The sequence below is a fragment of the Variovorax sp. PAMC28562 genome, assembly GCF_014303735.1.
Classification (GTDB): Bacteria; Pseudomonadota; Gammaproteobacteria; order Burkholderiales; family Burkholderiaceae_C; genus Variovorax.
The window spans coordinates 4,491,659-4,510,062 of record NZ_CP060296.1; the positions used below are offsets into that span (position 1 = coordinate 4,491,659).

The following is an 18,404-nucleotide window of genomic DNA, read 5'->3' on the forward strand; positions in this document are numbered from 1 at the left end:
ACCCCCGTATGAACAATCAATTTGGCCTGATGAACCTCTGGAATCAGGGCGACATCGTCACCAAGGCCGTGGCCGTGATGCTGATCGGCATGTCGCTCGCATCCTGGATCGTCATCATCATCAAGGCGGTCGACGTCATCAAATACAAGCGACTGGCAAAGCACTCATCGGATTTTTGGCACAGCGAAGATTTTGCGACGGCACTGCAAAAACTCGGCAAGGACGACAGCAATCCGTTTCGCGTGCTGGCACTCGAGGGCCGTGAAGCGACTGCGCACCACCGCAATACCAAGGCGCATCTGCACGACACGCTCGATGTGAGCGACTGGGTCACGCGCAGCTTGCGCAATGGCATCGACGAGTTCACCGCCCGCCTTCAAACCGGCTTGGCGATCCTTGCATCTGTGGGGTCCACGGCACCTTTCATCGGCCTGTTCGGTACGGTCTGGGGCATCTACCACGCGCTGATGAGTATCAGCACGGCGGGTCAGGCCACCATCGACAAGGTCGCCGGGCCGATCGGCGAGGCACTGATCATGACGGCGCTGGGCCTGGCGGTCGCCATCCCAGCTGTACTCGGCTACAACGCACTGGTACGCGGCAACAAGTTCGTGCTGACCAAGCTCAACAGCTTCGCGCATGACCTGCATGCCTACTTCGTGACCGGCGCACGCGTCCAGAGTGGCGGCAACGAAGCCATCGTCGTGCCGCTCAAGAAAGGCTGATCGACATGGCTTTCGGAACCCAAGATGAACCCGATGAAGTGATGAACGAGATCAATATGACGCCGCTGGTCGACGTCATGCTGGTGCTCCTCATCATCTTCATCATCACCGTGCCGGTAATGAAGCACGCCGTGGCCATCGATCTGCCTCGCGCCACGAGCGAGCCGGAGCAGAGCAAGCCGCAGAACATACTGTTCAGCGTGGCGGCCGATGGCAGCTATTACTGGAACGAACAGAAGATCGAAGACAGCGAGTTGTCGGGTCGACTGAGCGCCGAAGCGGCCAAGGAGCCACAGCCGGAGTTGCATATCCGTGGCGACAAGGCAGTGCGCTACGAGCGAGTCGCCAAGGCGATGTCGCAAGCACGTGAAGCAGGTGTGCGAAAGATCGGCTTTATCACTGAGCCCGATCAGAAATGAAGCGCTTCGCAAGTCAATTTAGTTGATCGCCACGATTGACTATGTATTTGAGAATAGTTATCATTTACTCATCGATTCCGAAGCAGGCCTCAGACGGCGGTTTCGTTAGTCAGCCTCACCCGTGCAAAGGATTCATATGCCAACCCCAGCCAAGGCGTTTACCGTTTTGAACCATCCATCGCTCGACAACTCGGGGCGCGGCACAAGTCCGACGACAGCTTCCAGTTCAGCAGCAGGCCTGGTGGAAAGCGCAGAACTTCTTCGCGGCAACAAAACGGTCGGCATCCTGCACAACGGTTCGCTCTACCGGCTGCAGGCCACCAAACTCGGCAAGTTGATCCTCACTAAATAGTCAGGGACCGACCCGCCACCGCGCAAGTTTCATCGTGGGGCGACTCAAGGAGATTCATCTCCGAAGGGTCGTTTTTTGCTAGCCAACGGTTCGCCGACCAGCCAAGCTTTTTTTCACGCTGAACGTTCATGAAAAACGCCGACTCAAGAGTCGGCGTTTTGCTTTTGTCAGCGAGCGGAACTCGACGTCTGAAGGATCAAAGCCCCAAGGCGGCGATCCCGGCCTTCGCGATTTGCGCATCTTCATTCGACTTCACGCCGCTCACGCCGACGGCACCGATCACGACGCCGTCTTTCACGATCGGCACGCCACCTTCGAGCAAAGCATGGACGCCGGGCACAGTCAAAAATGCAGTGCGACCGCCGTTGATAACGTCCTCGTACCCTTTGCTCTCACGACGGCCTAGCGCGGCCGTGTGGGCCTTGGCTGGCCCGATGTGCGAGGAAAGGGCTGCGGCGCCGTCCATACGCTGAAGCCACAGCAAATGTCCGCCGTCATCGACGATGGCAATGGTCACGGCCCAGTTGTTTTTGAGCGCTTCGGACTCCGCTGCGGCGGCAATGACCTTGACGTCGGCGAGTTCGAGGAATGATTTGGTTTTCATGGTCAAAAGCAGGATGTGAAAGGCGAAAGCATAACGGCGAGAGTCCGCCAGCTCTTACATTCCGTCGCTCTGCGCGAATGTAGATTTTTGTCTCGCAACGCTCTTGCAGCCCCCTAGAATGCGCCCACCTGCTGGCTAGCAGCAATCCAAGGAGTTTCAGCAATGAACGACCGCGTAACGACCCTCGAAACCGCCGCCGGCCAAGGGCCATTCGGCCAGACCTTGCCACAAGCCGACCGACAGCGCGTATTGCGCAACACTTACTGGTTGCTTGCGCTCAGCCTCATCCCGACCGTGCTCGGCGCCTGGTTCGGCGTGGCCACTGGTATTACTGGCGCACTTACCGGAGGACTCGGCTTGGTGGTGTTCCTCGGCGGTGCGTTCGGCTTCATGTTCGCCATCGAGAAGACCAAGAATTCCGCCGCTGGCGTGCCGGTGCTGCTCGGTTTCACCTTCTTCATGGGCCTGATGTTGTCGCGGCTGATCGCGATGGTTCTCGGCTACAAAAACGGGTCCGAACTCATCATGACGGCCTTCGGCGGCACCGCCGGCGTGTTCTTCGTGATGGCCTCGCTGGCCACCGTCATCAAGCGCGACCTGTCGGGCATGAGCAAGTTTTTGTTCGTCGGCGTATTGGCGCTGTTGATCGGTGGCGTCATCAACGTCTTCGTCGGTTCGACCACCGGCATGCTGGTGATGTCGGTCGCGGCCATCGGAATCTTCTCGGCCTACATGCTGTATGACCTGAAGCAGATCATCGACGGTGGAGAGACGAACTACATCACCGCGACGCTGGCGCTGTATCTGGACCTTTTCAACGTCTTTCAAAGCTTGCTCGCACTGCTTGGGATCTTCGGCGGGGAACGCGACTGACAGCGACGTCGGATTACGCGCGACAGCACAACGCGACGCGCCAATAGCGCAATGAATGAAAAGGGCTTTCGAGCCCTTTTTTCATGCAAGCTCGAAAACCGCGATCGACTCCACATGTGCTGTATGCGGGAACATGTTGACCACGCCGGAAAACGTGCACCGATAGCCCGCCTGGTTCACCAGCAGCCCCGCATCGCGTGCCAAGGTCGACGGGTTGCAGCTCACGTAGACGATGCGTTGCGGCGGCGCCCAGCCATCGGTACGCAGTTCGGGATTTTCGTGCAGTTCGACCATCGCCTTGGCCAGTGCGAACGCGCCTTCACGCGGTGGGTCGATCAGCCATTTGTCAGCCGCACCGTCGGCCACCAGCATGGCAGCAGTCATCTCGAACAGATCGCGCGCAACGAACTTCGTCGCTGACAACGCGCGGCGACTGGCCGTCGCGGGTCGATTCGCCTCGAAGTTGGCCGTGGCACGCGCCACCAGCGTGTCGCTCCCCTCGATACCCAGCACCTCGCGCGCCACACTGGCAAGCGGCAACGTGAAATTTCCAAGGCCGCAGAACCAGTCGACCACGCGTTCGGTCGGCTGCACATCGAGCAGACGCAAAGCACGCCCGACCAGCGACCGATTGATATGCGGATTAACCTGCGTGAAGTCGGTGGGCTTAAAGGGCATCGTGATGCCGAATGCCGGCAGGTCGTAAGCCAGCGGCGTGCCGCCCTCTTCCAATAGCTTCACCGTGTCCGGGCCTTTGGCTTGCAACCACCATTGCACGCCGCGGTGCTCGCTTGCGAATGCCTTGAGCCGCTCGACGTCTTCGGCCGACAGTAAGTGAAGGTGTCGCAGCACCAGCGCGATCACGCCGAGACCACCATCAGGTGCATCGCCGCAGGCCAACTCGATCTGAGGACAGGTCTCGCGCGCGTCCATTGAGCCGATCAAGGCACGCAGCGGCATCAGCATGTCGCTCACCTGCTTCGGCAGCACGGGGCATATCTTCATATCCGCCAGATACCGGCTTTTTCGCTCATGAAAGCCGATGAGCACCGTGCCTTTCTTGACCACATGGCGTACCGACAAGCGTGCGCGATAACGGTAGTGCCAGGCCGGTCCTTCGAGCGGACGGAGCATGGTCTCGGGCTTGACCTTGCCGAGGTGCCAAAGGTTGTCTTCCAGTGCGCGTTGCTTGACCGCCACCTGGGCAACCGCGTCGAGATGCTGCATCTTGCAGCCACCACAAGCGCCGGTATGCATGCCGAAGTGTGGGCAGCCCGGCCGCACCCGCTGCGACGACTCGCGACGAATGGCCGTCACCGTGCCCTGCTCCCAATTGTTCTTGCGGCGGTGCACATTGAACTGCACTTCTTCGAAAGGCAGTGCGCCTTCGATGAACACCACGATGCCGTCGGCGCGGTGCGCCACGCCCTGAGCTTCGAGGTCGAGCGACTCGACGTTCAGCCACTCGGGCTCGGGATAAATCTTCGTCTTCTTTTCTTCAGTCTGTTCCGTCATGCCGCGATTGTCTCAGTGAGGCATGCACAAACCGGCCGGAGCACGCTCAACGCGATGGCAAATACCGCGCCGGATCGACCGGCTTGCCCTGACGCCGAATCTCGAAGTGCAGCTTGACGCGGTCGGCGTCGCTGTTGCCCATCTCGGCGATCTTCTGTCCCTTTTGCACCGACTGGTCTTCCTTGACGAGCAAGGTCTGGTTGTGAGCGTAAGCCGTCAGATAGGTGTTGTTGTGCTTCAGGATGATGAGGTTGCCATAGCCGCGCAGCCCGGCGCCGGCGTATACGACACGTCCGTCGGCAGCCGCGATGATGGGCTCGCCCACCTTGCCGCCGATGTCGAGTCCCTTGTTCTTGGCTTCATCGAAACCGGCGATCAACGAGCCTTGCGCCGGCCAGATCCAGCCGACGTCTTCATCGCCCGATGCGGCCGCAGCGGGCGCCACGGAGGACGTGGTGACGGGCGGCTTCGCGGGCGTCGCCGCAGCGCTTGCCTGGCCCGTTGCCGCCGACGTTGCGGCCGTTGCGGGTCCGGTCGCAGGCGCGGGCCCACTGATCGTCGATTGCGGCACCACGGGGCGCGTAATGACGCCTGATGCGTCGGTGCTACCCGGTCCGCCGGCGACTGCAGTGCTGCCCGGCGGAATCACGCGGAGCACCTGCCCAACTTCGATCAAGTCCGGGTTGTCGAGGTTGTTCCACTTCGCGATGTCTTGCCAGCGCTGACCGGTGTCGGTCCCGATGCGACGAATGGTGTCGCCCGGCCGCACGGCGTAGTAGCCCGGCTTGCCGTAGTTCTCGATGCCCGCCAGCGGCTTGCCATTGGCATCGGTGGTGACGAGCGGGCCGCCAGGGGTTGTGGGCGTTGCCGATGGCGCCTTGCTCATCGTGCCGCGGTCTTCGACCGGTGCGGGTCCGCGCGGTGCGGCACAACCCGCGATCACGAGCGACAAGACCAGCGCAATGCCGGTAACCCAGCTCCGATTTCCAATACCCTGCATGTGTTCTTCCTTAAGCGATTCCGGATTTTAGGGGGACAAAGTTAACCGCCTCGAGAACGCGGCGCTCGATCCCACGAGCCGTCTTGTCGATGACGACAAGGGCTTGACCTCCGCCCGCAGATTGCGTCGGCGCGACGATGCGGCCACCCACCGCGAGCTGTGCGATCCATGCCTCGGGCACGGCCTCGCCACCTGCCGCGGCGATGATCCCGGCATAGGGCGCGCCCTTGGCATATCCAACCATGCCGTCACCGAACAGCAAGTGCACTGTCGCGAGCCTGAAGTGCCGCAGATTGGTCCTCGCCTTCTCATGCAGACCGCGAAGCCGCTCGATGCTGTAGACCTCGGTCGCGACGTGGCTCAGCACGGTCGCCTGGTAGCCGCAGCCGGTGCCGATTTCAAGCACTCGGCCCAGCTTGTCGTTCGGCTTGCCGACCAGCGCCGGGGCACCGAGGAGCAGCTCGATCATTCGCGCCACGACGTTGGGCTTCGAGATGGTCTGGCCCAGCCCGATCGGCAAGCTGGTGTCTTCATACGCCTGGTTGACCAGCGCACTGTCGACGAAGCGATGGCGCTCGACGGTACCCATGGCACGCAGCACCCGCGTATCGGCAATGCCCTGTGCAGCGAGCCGCTGCACCATGCGCGCCCTGATGGCATCTGAAGCCATCGACGGCGTGGCCGTTATTGTGGGTACCGTCGGCCTTGACGGTGCCGCAGGCATGCGCCCACGCGTGGCTGCGGCGGCGGTCGGCGTGAGCCGCACCGGAAAACTGGGGCGCTGCGTGGCCACGTGTGCGCTTCAGGCGTCTGCCGCGCTCAGGCGCGATACAGAGGCGCGCCAGGCACCGAGTTCGGCGTGATCGGTCAGGTCGATTTGCAACGGCGTGAGCGCCACATGCCCTGCCGCAGTCGCATGAAAGTCAGTACCCTCACCACTGTCTTTTGCACCACCTGCGCCGGCGATCCAGTACATCGTTTCGCCACGCGGGCTGTCTTGAGTGATGACTTTTTCTGCCGAATGACGTCGGCCCAAACGACACACCTTGAGCGGCTTGATTTCGTCGAGCGGCCGGTTCGGAATGTTGACGTTGAGCAAGAACGCGCCACCGTCGAGCATGCGTTCGCGCTCGATGCGCTGCACCAGCAAGCGGGCGATCTGTGCCGCTGCATCGATGTGTGCCCAGCCTTTTTCGATCTGCGAGAACGCAATCGCGGGAATGCCGAAGAGATAAGCTTCCATGGCCGCGCCGACGGTGCCTGAATAAATCGTGTCGTCACCCATGTTGGCACCGTTGTTGATGCCGGAGACGACGAGGTCGGGCCTGTAATCCAGCAGCCCCTTCAGCGCGATGTGGACGCAATCGGCCGGCGTGCCGGTGACATAGCGAAAGCCGTTGTGAGCGTCGCGCACGTAGAGCGGCGCCGCGAGCGTGAGTGCGTTCGACTTCGCGCTGTTGTTGTGTTCGGGTGCGACGACTTCGACATCTGCGATGTCCTTGAGCGCGGCGTGCAATGCAACGATGCCCGGCGCCTGGAAGCCGTCGTCGTTGGAAATGAGTATTTTCATGACGTCGGAGAGTGCGCTTCATTGTAGGTGGCGGCTGCGTCACGGCAGGGACAACGGCACTCCAACACGCCACCTATCATCGCCCGCACTTGCCCCACCCATCCCCCGTACCTCAGGAGACACAACATGCATGCATGGCTTTGCGAAAACCCTATCGGCGTCGATGCGCTGACATGGAAAGAACTGCCGACGCCGCAGCCCGGCCCCGGGCAGGTTCTGATAGAGATCAAGGCCGCCAGCCTGAATTTCCCCGATCTGCTGATCGTGCAGAACAAATACCAGATGAAGCCGCCGCTCCCATTTGTCCCCGGCTCCGAATACGCGGGCATAGTTCAGGCGGTGGGCGAAGGCGTCACGCATCTGAAGGTCGGGCAAAACGTGGCTTGCCTGTCGGGCACCGGCGGCTTCGGTACGCACACCCTGGCACCAGCAGCGCTGTGCATGCCGCTGCCAGATGGATTCGGCTATGTCGATGCAGCTGCATTCATCATGATCTATGCCACCTCTTGGCACGCTCTGATAGATCGTGCGCAATTGAAGCCTGGCGAGACGGTGCTGGTGCTTGGGGCGGCCGGTGGTGTCGGCACCGCGGCCATTCAAATTGCCAAAGCTGCGGGCGCCAAAGTGATTGCGGCCGCATCGACGGATGAGAAATGCGAGCTTTGCAAATCGATCGGCGCCGATGCGACGATCAACTACACCACGCACGCATTGCCCGGCGGCTTTCGCGATGCCGTTAAGACGGCCACCGAGGGCAAAGGCCCCGACGTTATTTACGATCCCGTCGGCGGCGATTTCGCCGAACCCGCATTTCGATCGATCGCGTGGCGCGGTCGTTATCTGGTTGTCGGTTTCGCATCGGGTCCGATCCCATCGTTGCCATTGAATTTGATGCTGCTCAAAGGTGCATCGTTGGTCGGCGTATTCTGGGGCGATTTCGCCAAACGCGAGCCCAAAGCCAATGCTCAGATGATGGTGGAATTGGCGCAGTGGTACAGCGCGGGCAAGATCAAACCGGTTATCGACAGCACGATGCCGATGTCAGAACTCAAAGCCGCCTACGCGCACATGGGCTCGCGTGGCGTCAAAGGCAAACTGGTGATGGTTAACTGATATGCCGGCGACGCCGTTCACGCGGCGTTGCAATAGCGGTGACCCTATCGTCTTTCGGCAACACCGCTGCACCGCTGCACCGCTGCATCGGCTGAAACCGTCCACCCATGAAAAAGCCCGCTGAAGCGGGCTTTTTATTGCTTAACCGATTCCTCGGGTGAGGCGTCAGATCTCGAAATCCGAAAGCGATTTTCCGGCGGCCAGCGCTTCAGTCACCCAACGCGGCTTGCGCCCCCTTCCGCCCGACCATGTTTCACCGGCCGGACCCTTGTATTTGGCAACGCCTTTAGCGGCAGGTACGACGTTCGTCCGTTTAGCCGGGCCACGCCCAGTCAGCTTTAGGTCAGCCGCCGAGATCCCGTATTCAGCGATCTTCTTACGCAGTTCGTCGACAACGCCTGCACGTTCATGATTTCGCAGTTCTTCTGCTTGCTTGCGCAATTGGGCGATCTGTTCATCATGCTTCTGGATCTGAGAATTGAGATCGGCGAGGGTGGAAGCCATCAGAATATTCCTTGGATTGAATGAGTCAAGGCAAAAATTCTAATTCAATTTGCAATTGCGAAATCGATCGGCAATAAAAAAAACGCGCCGGTCACAGGAACCGGCGCGTTTTCGCAATTTCTTCAGTTTTCACATAAATCTGGGGTGGCTGATGGGACTCGAACCCACGACGACCAGAATCACAATCTGGGACTCTACCAGCTGAGCTACAGCCACCGAAGAGCGCACAATTGTAGCGTCAAAAGGCTATCGAATCGCTGGCAGCGCCGAATCGACGGGCTTCTTCGCCACGATTTCCGCTTTGAACCTTTGCTTCAGCATGTCGTAGTACGCCGTGCTTTCGGCACTGGCAACCGCCTGGGCGATTTGTCCGGCCTCTTGTTGGGCGACCTCCGGCGTCGGGGCAGCGCGCGGAATGCTTTTGAGGACGTTCACCACCGCATAGCCTTCAGCGCCCAGATCGACACCCATCAACGCCGGCAGTTTGGTCGTGTCGGCGCGAAGTGCGGCCTCGACGACCGGGATCGGTTGCGACTGCACATCCAGCCGCGACACGGTAACCGGCGCGCCGAAGGTTGCAGCTTTGGCATCCGCTTGCCATGCCGCCAGCTTGGCAGCACCCTCGGACTTGGCCAGGGCCGATGAACGCTCAGCCAGCAGTTGTATACGCACCTTGTCTTTGACCTCGGCGAAAGGCAATGTGCGCGCCACGGCGTACTGTGTCACACGGCCCGCAGCGAGCTGGTTGGCGCCGACCTCGATCGCGTCCGTGTTGTGCTTGCGTTCGAGCGAATCGGGCGTGAATAACGCGGCCAGGAAATTTCGGCTCGCCAGCGCGCCGGTCGCGCCCGGGGCGGGCGTGCGCGGCACATCCGCAGCTTTCAGGATCAAGAGCTTGAGCTTGTCCGCGGCAGGTTTCAAGCTGTCAGGCTGCTGGTACACGAGATCCTTGAACGCATCAGCGGCCTTGGCAAACTCCACGGTGGCCTGCTGGGTACGCAAGTCGTTCTCGACGCCAGCGCGGGCTTGTTCAAAGGGTTGAACCGACGATGGCTTGATGTCGGTCAGTTTGATGATGTGATAACCGAACTGCGTCTCGACCACATCGCTGATGTCGTTCTTCTTGAGCGCGAACATGGCATCTTCGAAGGGCTTGACCATGGCGCCGCGCATCACGAAATCCAGGTCGCCGCCCTTCTCTGCCGAACCGGGATCCTGCGAGTTTTTGCGCGCAACATCGGCGAAGCTGTTGGGAGCCTTCTTGACTTCGGCCAGCAGCTGCTCGGCCTTGGCCTTGGCCTTCTCGCGATCCGCGGCGGGCGCAGTGGCGGGTGCAGTGATGAGGATGTGGCTCGCGCGTCGCTCTTCCTTGGTACCGAGCCGATCCTTGTTTTGCTCGTAGTAGCTCTTGACGTCGGCGTCATTGAGCGCGATGTTCTTTTTTGCGGCGTCCATGTCGAGCACGATGTACTCGATGCTCGCCTGCTCGGGCCGCTGGAACTGAGTAGCGTGCTGGTCGTAATAGGCCTGCAAGTCAGCGTCGGTCACCGTCAATTTAGCTGCAAAGTCGGTGGGATTGAAGCGCGCCACCTGGACTTCACGCTTGTCATAGAACGCATTCAACGCCGCATCGGCCTGGCCCCGAGTCGCGAAGGCTGTACCCGATACGCCCAACAGCACTTGCTGGGTGGAAAGGTCCGAACGCACAGCTGCTTCGTACTGCTCCGGCGTGCGGCCAGTGGCACGCATGAACTGCGCGCGATCGAACTTGCCATCTGCACCGCGAAACGATGCCAGACCCGTGTCTTCGGCGAACAGGCGTGACAGGCGCTCTTCCGACACCGTCATGTTGCTCTTCGCCGCCGCGGCAGCGAGCACACGGTCTCGCACCATGCGCTCGAGCGTTGCGTAGCGAGCAGCGCCAGTGTCGAGCAGTGCAGCATCGACGCTCGGGTTCTGCTGACGAATGCGATCGATCTCGTTGCGGTGTTCCTGGTCCCATTGAGGTTGCGTTATTGCCTGGCCATCGACCGTAGCGACCTTTTCGCCCTGACCGTCGCCCTGGTAGCGCTCCACTCCGAACAACACGAACGAGGGAATGATCAACAAGAACAAGAACACCATCACGAACTTGTTGTACTTGCGGAAGAAATCGAACATTGAAAACTCTCTTTCACGACCGCGTGTGCCGGTCGGCTCTGCAATAAAAAAGGCGAACAACCTGTTCGCCTTTGCATCGGATGGTGGTGGTGGGTGCTGAGGGGCTCGAACCCCCGACCTACGCCTTGTAAGGGCGCCGCTCTACCAGCTGAGCTAAGCACCCCACCGGAAACGATGTCTCAGTTCAACGCGTCTTTCAACGCCTTGCCCGGACGGAACTTCGGAATCTTGGCGGCCTTGATTTTAATCGCCTCGCCGGTGCGCGGATTGCGGCCTATGCGGGCTGCTCGTTTGCCAACGGCAAAAGTGCCGAAACCAACGAGCGAAACGGAGCCGCCCTTCTTGAGCGTGGTGCGAATGGCGCCGATGGTGGATTCCAGCGCGCGGGTAGCGGCTGCTTTGGAAATGTCGGCGTTCTTCGCGATGTGCTCAATCAGTTCGGTCTTATTCACAAGGGCCCCTTGTAGGTATTGAAAATTGATCGGGTGTCGTCAGCGGCGCAGCCATCCTCTCGGCGACACGAATGCCGTTTCGTTCTGGCAAGAGGATGGGCTTTCTGACAAGTCGACAGCGCACTGCCGAAAAAGATTACAACCACTGCTCTACGGGGTGTCAATACGACACGACGTTGCTCAGCTCTGTGAGGATCGCGATTTTAGGGGCGTTTTCGCGAACTGCTTTCAAGTCCTTTTGAACTGTTGTCTCAAAGCGCCGCGGCGATCGCTTTTCCCACATCAGCGGTGCCGGCGTCGCCGCCGATGTCCGCCGTGCGCGGTGCGCCGCTCTGCGGTGCCAGCACCTTTTCGATGGCTGTGAGAATCGCGTCATGCGCGTTCTTGTGGCCGAGGAACTCGAGCATCATTGCACCGCACCAGATCTGGCCGATGGGATTGGCAATGCCTTTGCCGGCGATGTCCGGCGCCGAGCCGTGCACCGGCTCGAACAACGATGGCGTGGTGCGCTCGGGGTTGAGGTTGGCGCTCGGTGCAATGCCGATGGTGCCGGTGCAAGCCGGCCCCAGATCCGACAGGATGTCGCCGAACAGATTGCTCGCGACCACCACGTCGAAAAAGTCGGGGCGCTGCACGAAGTGCGCCGTCAGGATGTCGATGTGAAACTTGTCCAGCATCACTCCCGGGTAGTTCTTGGCCATCTCGACCACACGCTCGTCCCAGTAAGGCATGGTGATCGAGATACCGTTCGATTTGGTCGCGCTGGTGAGGTGCTTCTTGGGCCGCGACTGCGCCAGTTCGAAAGCGAACTTCAGCACGCGGTCCACGCCGACGCGTGACATCACGGTTTCCTGCACCACGATCTCGCGCTGCGTGCCTTCGTACATTCGCCCGCCGATGCTCGAGTACTCGCCCTCGGTGTTCTCGCGCACGATGTACATGTCGATCTCTCCGGGCAGCCGCGGCGAGCCGTCGCGGCGCACCACCGGCGCGATGATGCCGGGCATCAGCCGCGCGGGCCGCAGGTTGATGTACTGATCGAACTCTCGTCGAAACAGCAACAGCGAGCCCCACAGGGACACATGGTCCGCAATTTTTTGCGGCCAGCCAACGGCGCCGAAGAAGATCGCGTCATGCCCGCCGATCTGCTTCTTCCAGTCGTCCGGCAGCATCTTCCCGTGCTTCTCGAAATAGTCCCAGCTCGAAAAATCGAAGTGGTCGAACTTGAGATCGATGCCGAACTTGCGCGCAGCGGCATCGAGCACACGCAGGCCTTCAGGCATGGTCTCCTTGCCGATGCCGTCGCCGGCGATGACTGCGATTCTGTGGCTGGTCATGGTGTCTGTCCTTGCGGATTGGTTATGTTTTGTTCAGGGGCGAAAAGAAGTCGAATGCTTCGGCGAGCACTGCATCGGGCGCTTCTTCAGGGACGTAATGGCCGCACGGTACCGAATGGCCCGACACGTGGTGCGCGACCTCGCGCCACAGCGCCAGCACATCGAAGCATTTGCCGACCGCGCCATGTTCGCCCCACAGCACGCGCAATGGCGACGCGAGCTTGCGGCCGGCAGCAACGTCCTCGCGATCGTGCACGAGGTCGATCGTGGCCGATGCCCGGTAGTCGGCGCAGATCGATTCGGCCGTGCCATCGATGACGATGCAACGCTCATATTCCGCCATGACCTCCAGCGCGAAAGGTGCGAGCCCCGCGTGCCGCCCGCCCATCACGCTGCGCACATAACGGACCGGATCAGATGCGATGAGCGCCTCCGGCAAGGGCGGCGGCTGGATCAAGAAGAACCAGTGCCAATAGGCACGCGCGAACGCTTCCGAAGTGTTCCCGTACATCGACAGCGTCGGGGCGATGTCGAGCAGCAGCATGCGGTCGACTGCCTCACCATGATCGGCGGCGAGCCGGTGCGCCACGCGTGCGCCGCGGTCGTGCGCCAGCACGCCGAAGCGTGAAAATCCGTGATGCGCCATCACGGCTCTGGCATCGCGTGCCATTTCGCGTTTGCTGTAAGCGACATGGTTTGCATCGTCGGCCGGTCGCCCCGAATCGCCATAACCGCGCAGGTCCATCGCGATGACGGTGAAGCGCTCCGCCAATGCTGGGGCAATACCGTGCCAGATGGCGTGTGTCTGAGGATGGCCATGAAGCAGGAGCAAGGGCGCACCGTTGCCGCCGATGCGGCCGTGCAGCACGACGTCGTCTCTCTGTACGTCGAAGGGTGTGAACTGAGTCATCGCGCTGAACATCATCGGATTGTGCGTCGCACGGTCACCTGCATGGAATCGTCAGCGCCGGTTCAGCGTTCCGCGCGCACCACCAGGCTGACACCGATGGCAGTCAGCGCGATACCAGCCACGGCGACCGCGGTGATCGGCTCATCGAACAGCAACCATGCCATGACGGCTGTGCAAGGCGGCACCAGATAAAGCAGGCTTGTTACGGCTGTCGCAGTGCCGCGCTGAATGAGGATGTAGAGCAACGAGCTGCCGCCCAATGTCAGTGCCAACACCGACCACGTCAGGGCGCCGATCGAATGCGAGTTCCACTGAATCGCCTCAGATTCGAGCATTGCGAAAGGCAAGGTCACGATCAGCGCCGCACCGAGTTGCACCACGCTGGCGCTGCGCACATCGCATGGCGCCAAAAACCTCTTTTGATACAGCGTGCCTGCGGTGATGCAGAGCAGTGCCAGCAAGGCAAGGCTCATGGTGACGCCCGTCACCTCCCCGCCCTGCCCGATTTTGCGCGCCACGACAAGGACCAGTCCGGCGAACCCGAGCAACAAGCCCACCCATTGGCGGCGGCTGACGGCGCCGCCTCGCATCGACATCCAGATAGCCGTCAGCACAGGCTGGACCCCGACGAGCAATGCCACCAACCCCGAGCCCATGCCGAGCTTGACTGCAGCCCATACGCCCCCGAGATAACCCGCCTGAATGAGCGTGCCTGTCACCGCAAGATGCCCCCACTGGGAGCGGGATGCAGGCCAGGTCACGTTCGCCAGCCGGACCCATGCATAGAAGCAGACAAGCGACAGCGCGTAGCGCATAGCGAGAAACTTGAACGGCGGCGCGAAGGGCATGCCGTAGCGCGCAACGATGAAGCCGGTGCTCCATATCAAGACGAACACGACCGGCATCGCTCGCAACCAGCCCGCGCCGCGGGCCGTCATGTTCTCGCGAAAGTCATTTGGCCCGGGCCCTGATCTCCGGAATGGCTTTCTGCAGGTAGTACACCATCGACCAGACCGTAAGCACGGCAGAAATCCAGATCAGCCAGTGACCCCACAACCCGGTGTCGATCAGGCCGAAGAGCCTTCCGTTGAAAAGCAGGAACGGTATTGCGACCATCTGCACGACCGTCTTCACCTTGCCGAGCATGTGCACGGCGACGCTTTTTCCGGCCCCTATCTGCGCCATCCACTCACGCAACGCAGAGATGGCGATCTCACGGCCGATGATGATGAGCGCGACGAACACATCGGCCCTTTGCAGATGTACCAGCACGAGCAGCGAAGCACAGACCAGAAACTTGTCGGCCACAGGATCGAGGAATGCACCGAAAGCCGATGTCTGGTTGAGCTTGCGTGCCAGGTAACCGTCGAGCCAATCGGTCAAGGCGAAGATGATGAACATCACCGTCGCGATCAAGTTGCGCATCGGCTCGGCGATGGGCAAATAGAACACGCCGACGATCAACGGGATCGCGACGATGCGCGTCCAGGTCATGATGGTCGGCAGAGTCCAGAACATCGGTCGATTGTGACGTGGTTCGATGACGGGGTTACGGCGCTTCTTGCAGACCTGTGTCAGTGAAGCGCCCGATAGATCTCTTCGGCCAGGTCCGTTGCGATGCCATCGACCGACGCGATGTCTTCGACGCTCGCCGCTGCCACCCCCCGAATGCCGCCAAAACGTTGCAGCAAACGCGCACGCCTCTTCGGGCCGATGCCCGGAATGTCTTCGAGCTGGCTGCCGCCCACACGCACCTTGGCGCGCTTGGCACGCATGCCGGTGATGGCGAAGCGATGCGCTTCGTCGCGGATCTGCGCGACCAGCATGAGCGCGGCGGAATCGCGGCCAAGGTAGACCTTTTCGCGCCCATCGGCAAACACCAGTTCTTCCAGCCCGACCTTGCGCCCCTCACCCTTTTCGACACCGACGATCAGCGACAGTGGAAGCCCCAGCGCGCCGAAGACTTCGCGCGCCATCGACACCTGGCCTTTGCCGCCGTCGACCAGCACCAGGTCGGGCATGCGCGCGGCACGGGTTTTGGCGGGCGCATCGGTGCCAGCGCCGCTCGCATCGCCCGCGGTCGGCGCATCCGTCTCTGCCGCCATGACTTCAGCCAACTTGCTGTAGCGACGGTGCAGAACTTGCCTCATGGCGGCGTAGTCGTCGCCCGGCGTGATGCCCTCGATGTTGTAGCGGCGGTATTCGCGGTTCTGCATCGTGTGATGCTCGAACACCACGCACGATGCCTGCGTGGCCTCGCCAGCCGTGTGCGAGATGTCGAAGCACTCGACGCGGAAGTTGTCGAGATCGTCGGGAGCGAGTTCGAGCGCATCGGTCAGTGCGCGCGTCCGCGCTTGTTGGGAGCCTTCTTCGGCCAGCAGGCGCGCCAGCTGCAGGCCGGCATTGGTCTGCGCCATTTCCAGCCAGCGCCGACGCTGCTCGCGCGGCTGGAACACGGCCGTGATCCGCGTGCCCGACTGCTGCGACACCGCCTCGATCAGCTCGCGGCTGACGAGTTCGCTCAACACCAGCGTGGCCGGCACCGGCACGTCAATGTAATGCTGTGCGATGAATGCCTCGAGCACCTGGACCGCGACCGAATCGATGGCGGCAGCCGGTGCGCCCATATGGGCTACATCGGCTTGCTCGGCTTCGAAGTCATCGCTGTTGATGGCGGTCGCGTCTTCCACATGCACGGGGAAGTAGGGCCGGTCGCCGAGGTGCCGACCACCGCGCACCATCGCCAGGTTGACGCAGGCCTTGCCGCCCTGCACCTTCACCGCCAGGATGTCGACGTCCTTGTCCGAGGCGATCTCGATCGACTGCTGGTGCAACACGCGCGACAGCGCCGACATCTGGTTGCGCAGCTCGGCCGCCTGCTCGAACTCGAGGCGCTCCGCGTGGCTCGTCATGCGGCCTTCGAGCGCGGTCAGCACGAGGTGCGTGTCACCCATCAAAAAGGCTTCCGCGTTGGTCACGTCGTGCGCGTAGTCCTCGGGCGTGATGTTGCCTACGCACGGCCCGGTGCAACGCTTGATCTGATACAGCAGACATGGCCGCGTCCGGTTCGCATACACGGTGTCCTCGCAGGTGCGCAGTTTGAAAACCTTCTGCAGCAGTTGGATCGTTTCCTTCACCGCCCACGCGCTCGGATAGGGGCCGAAGTAGCGGTGCTTGCGATCGGTTGCGCCGCGGTAGTAGGCGAGGCGCGGGAACGTGTGCGAAGCGATCTTCAGGTACGGATAGCTCTTGTCGTCGCGAAAGAGAATGTTGTAGCGCGGCTTGAGCGACTTGATCAGGTTGTTTTCGAGCAGCAACGCCTCGGCTTCCGAGCGCACCACGGTCGTCTCCATGCGCACGATCTTCGAGATCATGTGGCCGATGCGCGTGCCGCCGTGGCTCTTCTGGAAGTAGTTGGCGACCCGCTTCTTCAGGTTGCGCGCCTTGCCCACGTAGAGCACGGCGCCCGCCGCATCGAAATAGCGGTACACGCCCGGCAATTGCGGCAGGGCTGCCACTTCACTCAACAGTTGATCGGAATGCACGTCTGACATGGCGGCTATTGTGGCGCGGCGGCACGGGGTACATCAGCCATGCCGCGCGTCGGCCCTGACGCTAAAGTGCCCGCATGCAATGGGACATCTTCTGCAAGGTCATCGACAACCACGGCGATCTGGGCGTGTGCTGGCGCCTGTGCTGCCAGCTTGCAATGCGCGGGCAACGCGTCCGCCTGTGGCTCGATGAGCGGTCGGCGCTGCAGTGGATGGCGCCGAAGGGACGCGCGGGCGTATCGGTCATCGACTGGAGTGATCCAGACGCAGTGAAGGCCGCCGCCTCGGGCACCCCTTGCGACGTACTGATCGAGGCCTTCGGCTGCGACCCGGCGCCGGAACTGATCGAGCGTTTTGCGAACGCGCAAGACACCACGACATTGCCGCATGGACGCCGGCCGTGGATCAATCTGGAATACCTCTCGGCCGAACCCTACGTGGAACGTTTGCATAGTCTGCCCTCTCCTGTCTTTCGCGGTCCAGGCGCGGGCCTGACCAAGCGCTTCTTCTATCCCGGCTTTACGGCAGGCACCGGCGGGTTGCTGCGTGAACCCGACCTCATGGCCGAACGCACACGATTCGATCGCGCAGCTTGGCTGGCGCAGCGACAGATCGACTGGCATGGCGAACGATTGATTTCTCTCTTCTGCTACGAGCCTCCCGCCCTCGCTGCTCTGCTGAACCAGTTGGCGACCGCGATGGAACCGACGCGGCTGCTGGTGACGGCCGGCCGTGCGACCTTGGCAGTGCAAGCGTGCCTGTCGAGCAGTGCCAACCCTGATGCCGCTTCAACAAGCGAAGGCGCCTTGTCCATCTCCTACCTGCCGCACCTCACGCAGCCAGATTTCGACAGGCTGCTGTGGTCTTGCGACCTCAACTTCGTACGAGGCGAAGACTCTTTCGTGCGCGCCCTTTGGGCCGGTGCACCCATGGTCTGGCAGATTTATCCGCAGGACGACGACGCACACCACGTCAAGCTCGGCGCATGGCTCGACTGGCTCGATGCTCCACCGTCGCTGCGAGCGTTTCATAGGACATGGAACGGCTTTGGCGGTGTCGATTCTGGCGAAGCGGCACTGCCCGCACTCGAAGCCGAAGCGCTCCCTGAATGGCAGGCCACGATCAACGCGGCGCGTGACCGCCTCCTCGCACAAGACGACCTCGTCACCCAACTGATGCAGATGTGCGCCGGGAAAAGCTAAAATAGCGGGCTTTGCGGTCAGACCGCCGAACCCGCCGCGGGAACCATGCATCACCAGGTAGCACTGGACAAAGACCGCCACACTGGCTTTTCGATGCACCGAGCGGCCCAACATCCA

The 18,404-nt window shown here is 61.4% G+C and carries 19 protein-coding genes and 2 tRNA genes; 6 read left to right on the plus strand and 15 right to left on the minus strand.

What is annotated here, in order from left to right; all coding sequences use genetic code 11:
- The first annotated feature begins 8 nt into the window (after positions 1–8).
- From H7F36_RS21080 to hemP, 3 genes are all read left to right on the plus strand, one after another.
- Positions 9–725, plus strand: coding sequence for a MotA/TolQ/ExbB proton channel family protein (locus H7F36_RS21080; protein WP_187052600.1), 717 nt, complete (start codon positions 9–11; stop codon positions 723–725).
- Positions 726–730: 5 nt separating this feature from the next.
- The gene (locus H7F36_RS21085; RefSeq protein WP_187052601.1) at positions 731–1,144 is read left to right on the plus strand and encodes an ExbD/TolR family protein; all 414 of its coding nucleotides are present in this window, start codon (positions 731–733) and stop codon (positions 1,142–1,144) included.
- A 136-nt stretch (positions 1,145–1,280) separates the two neighbouring features.
- A complete protein-coding gene (hemP, locus tag H7F36_RS21090) occupies positions 1,281–1,496 on the plus strand; it encodes a hemin uptake protein HemP (RefSeq protein WP_187052602.1) in 216 nt (71 codons plus the stop codon).
- A 196-nt stretch (positions 1,497–1,692) separates the two neighbouring features.
- Here hemP and H7F36_RS21095 read toward each other — a convergent pair whose 3' ends face one another.
- A complete protein-coding gene (locus tag H7F36_RS21095) occupies positions 1,693–2,100 on the minus strand; it encodes a GlcG/HbpS family heme-binding protein (RefSeq protein WP_187052603.1) in 408 nt (135 codons plus the stop codon).
- Between the two features lie 162 nt (positions 2,101–2,262).
- Between H7F36_RS21095 and H7F36_RS21100 the strand changes: the two genes are divergently transcribed.
- Positions 2,263–2,973 (plus strand): Bax inhibitor-1/YccA family protein, encoded by a 711-nt coding sequence (locus H7F36_RS21100; RefSeq protein WP_187052604.1) that lies wholly within the window; start codon positions 2,263–2,265, stop codon positions 2,971–2,973.
- Positions 2,974–3,054: 81 nt separating this feature from the next.
- On the opposite strand, the gene rlmD is transcribed toward H7F36_RS21100, so the two are convergent.
- The 4 genes from rlmD to surE are packed head-to-tail and all read right to left on the minus strand — an operon-like array spanning position 3,055 to position 7,058.
- Positions 3,055–4,488, minus strand: a complete 1,434-nt coding sequence (gene rlmD, locus H7F36_RS21105; protein WP_187052605.1) for a 23S rRNA (uracil(1939)-C(5))-methyltransferase RlmD — start codon at positions 4,486–4,488, stop codon at positions 3,055–3,057.
- 46 nt (positions 4,489–4,534) lie between these two features.
- Positions 4,535–5,488 carry a peptidoglycan DD-metalloendopeptidase family protein gene (locus H7F36_RS21110; RefSeq protein WP_187052606.1) on the minus strand — a complete coding sequence of 318 codons (954 nt, stop codon included), beginning with the start codon at positions 5,486–5,488 and terminating at the stop codon, positions 4,535–4,537.
- Between the two features lie 10 nt (positions 5,489–5,498).
- A complete protein-coding gene (locus H7F36_RS21115) occupies positions 5,499–6,281 on the minus strand; it encodes a protein-L-isoaspartate(D-aspartate) O-methyltransferase (RefSeq protein ID WP_261802426.1) in 783 nt (260 codons plus the stop codon).
- 9 nt (positions 6,282–6,290) lie between these two features.
- The gene (gene surE / locus H7F36_RS21120; protein ID WP_187052607.1) at positions 6,291–7,058 is read right to left on the minus strand and encodes a 5'/3'-nucleotidase SurE; all 768 of its coding nucleotides are present in this window, start codon (positions 7,056–7,058) and stop codon (positions 6,291–6,293) included.
- A 126-nt stretch (positions 7,059–7,184) separates the two neighbouring features.
- On the opposite strand from surE, the gene H7F36_RS21125 reads away from it, so the two are divergent.
- On the plus strand, positions 7,185–8,171 hold the full coding sequence (locus tag H7F36_RS21125) for an NADPH:quinone oxidoreductase family protein (RefSeq protein WP_187052608.1): 987 nt from the start codon (positions 7,185–7,187) through the stop codon (positions 8,169–8,171).
- A gap of 165 nt (positions 8,172–8,336) precedes the next feature.
- Here H7F36_RS21125 and H7F36_RS21130 read toward each other — a convergent pair whose 3' ends face one another.
- The 10 genes from H7F36_RS21130 to uvrC form a co-directional block, all read right to left on the minus strand.
- Entirely contained in the window at positions 8,337–8,675 is a 339-nt protein-coding gene (locus H7F36_RS21130; protein ID WP_187052609.1) for an H-NS family nucleoid-associated regulatory protein, read from the minus strand.
- Between the two features lie 140 nt (positions 8,676–8,815).
- Positions 8,816–8,891: transfer RNA gene (locus H7F36_RS21135), tRNA-His, on the minus strand.
- Positions 8,892–8,921: 30 nt separating this feature from the next.
- Positions 8,922–10,835, minus strand: a complete 1,914-nt coding sequence (locus tag H7F36_RS21140; protein ID WP_187052610.1) for a SurA N-terminal domain-containing protein — start codon at positions 10,833–10,835, stop codon at positions 8,922–8,924.
- Positions 10,836–10,922: 87 nt separating this feature from the next.
- Positions 10,923–10,998, minus strand: a tRNA-Val gene (locus H7F36_RS21145).
- A 16-nt stretch (positions 10,999–11,014) separates the two neighbouring features.
- Positions 11,015–11,287: an HU family DNA-binding protein gene (locus tag H7F36_RS21150; protein ID WP_187052611.1), complete on the minus strand. Its 273-nt coding sequence runs from the start codon at positions 11,285–11,287 to the stop codon at positions 11,015–11,017.
- Positions 11,288–11,538: 251 nt separating this feature from the next.
- A complete protein-coding gene (locus H7F36_RS21155) occupies positions 11,539–12,624 on the minus strand; it encodes a tartrate dehydrogenase (RefSeq protein ID WP_187052612.1) in 1,086 nt (361 codons plus the stop codon).
- Positions 12,625–12,646: 22 nt separating this feature from the next.
- On the minus strand, positions 12,647–13,534 hold the full coding sequence (locus H7F36_RS21160; RefSeq protein ID WP_261802427.1) for an alpha/beta fold hydrolase: 888 nt from the start codon (positions 13,532–13,534) through the stop codon (positions 12,647–12,649).
- A 62-nt stretch (positions 13,535–13,596) separates the two neighbouring features.
- On the minus strand, positions 13,597–14,472 hold the full coding sequence (locus H7F36_RS21165; RefSeq protein ID WP_187052613.1) for a DMT family transporter: 876 nt from the start codon (positions 14,470–14,472) through the stop codon (positions 13,597–13,599).
- 13 nt (positions 14,473–14,485) lie between these two features.
- Positions 14,486–15,052 carry a CDP-diacylglycerol--glycerol-3-phosphate 3-phosphatidyltransferase gene (gene pgsA, locus H7F36_RS21170; RefSeq protein WP_187052614.1) on the minus strand — a complete coding sequence of 189 codons (567 nt, stop codon included), beginning with the start codon at positions 15,050–15,052 and terminating at the stop codon, positions 14,486–14,488.
- A 56-nt stretch (positions 15,053–15,108) separates the two neighbouring features.
- Complete coding sequence (uvrC, locus tag H7F36_RS21175; protein WP_187052615.1) at positions 15,109–17,088, minus strand: excinuclease ABC subunit UvrC; 1,980 nt, start codon at positions 17,086–17,088, stop codon at positions 15,109–15,111.
- A gap of 74 nt (positions 17,089–17,162) precedes the next feature.
- On the opposite strand from uvrC, the gene earP reads away from it, so the two are divergent.
- Positions 17,163–18,287: an elongation factor P maturation arginine rhamnosyltransferase EarP gene (earP, locus tag H7F36_RS21180; protein WP_187052616.1), complete on the plus strand. Its 1,125-nt coding sequence runs from the start codon at positions 17,163–17,165 to the stop codon at positions 18,285–18,287.
- The last annotated feature ends 117 nt before the right edge of the window (positions 18,288–18,404 follow it).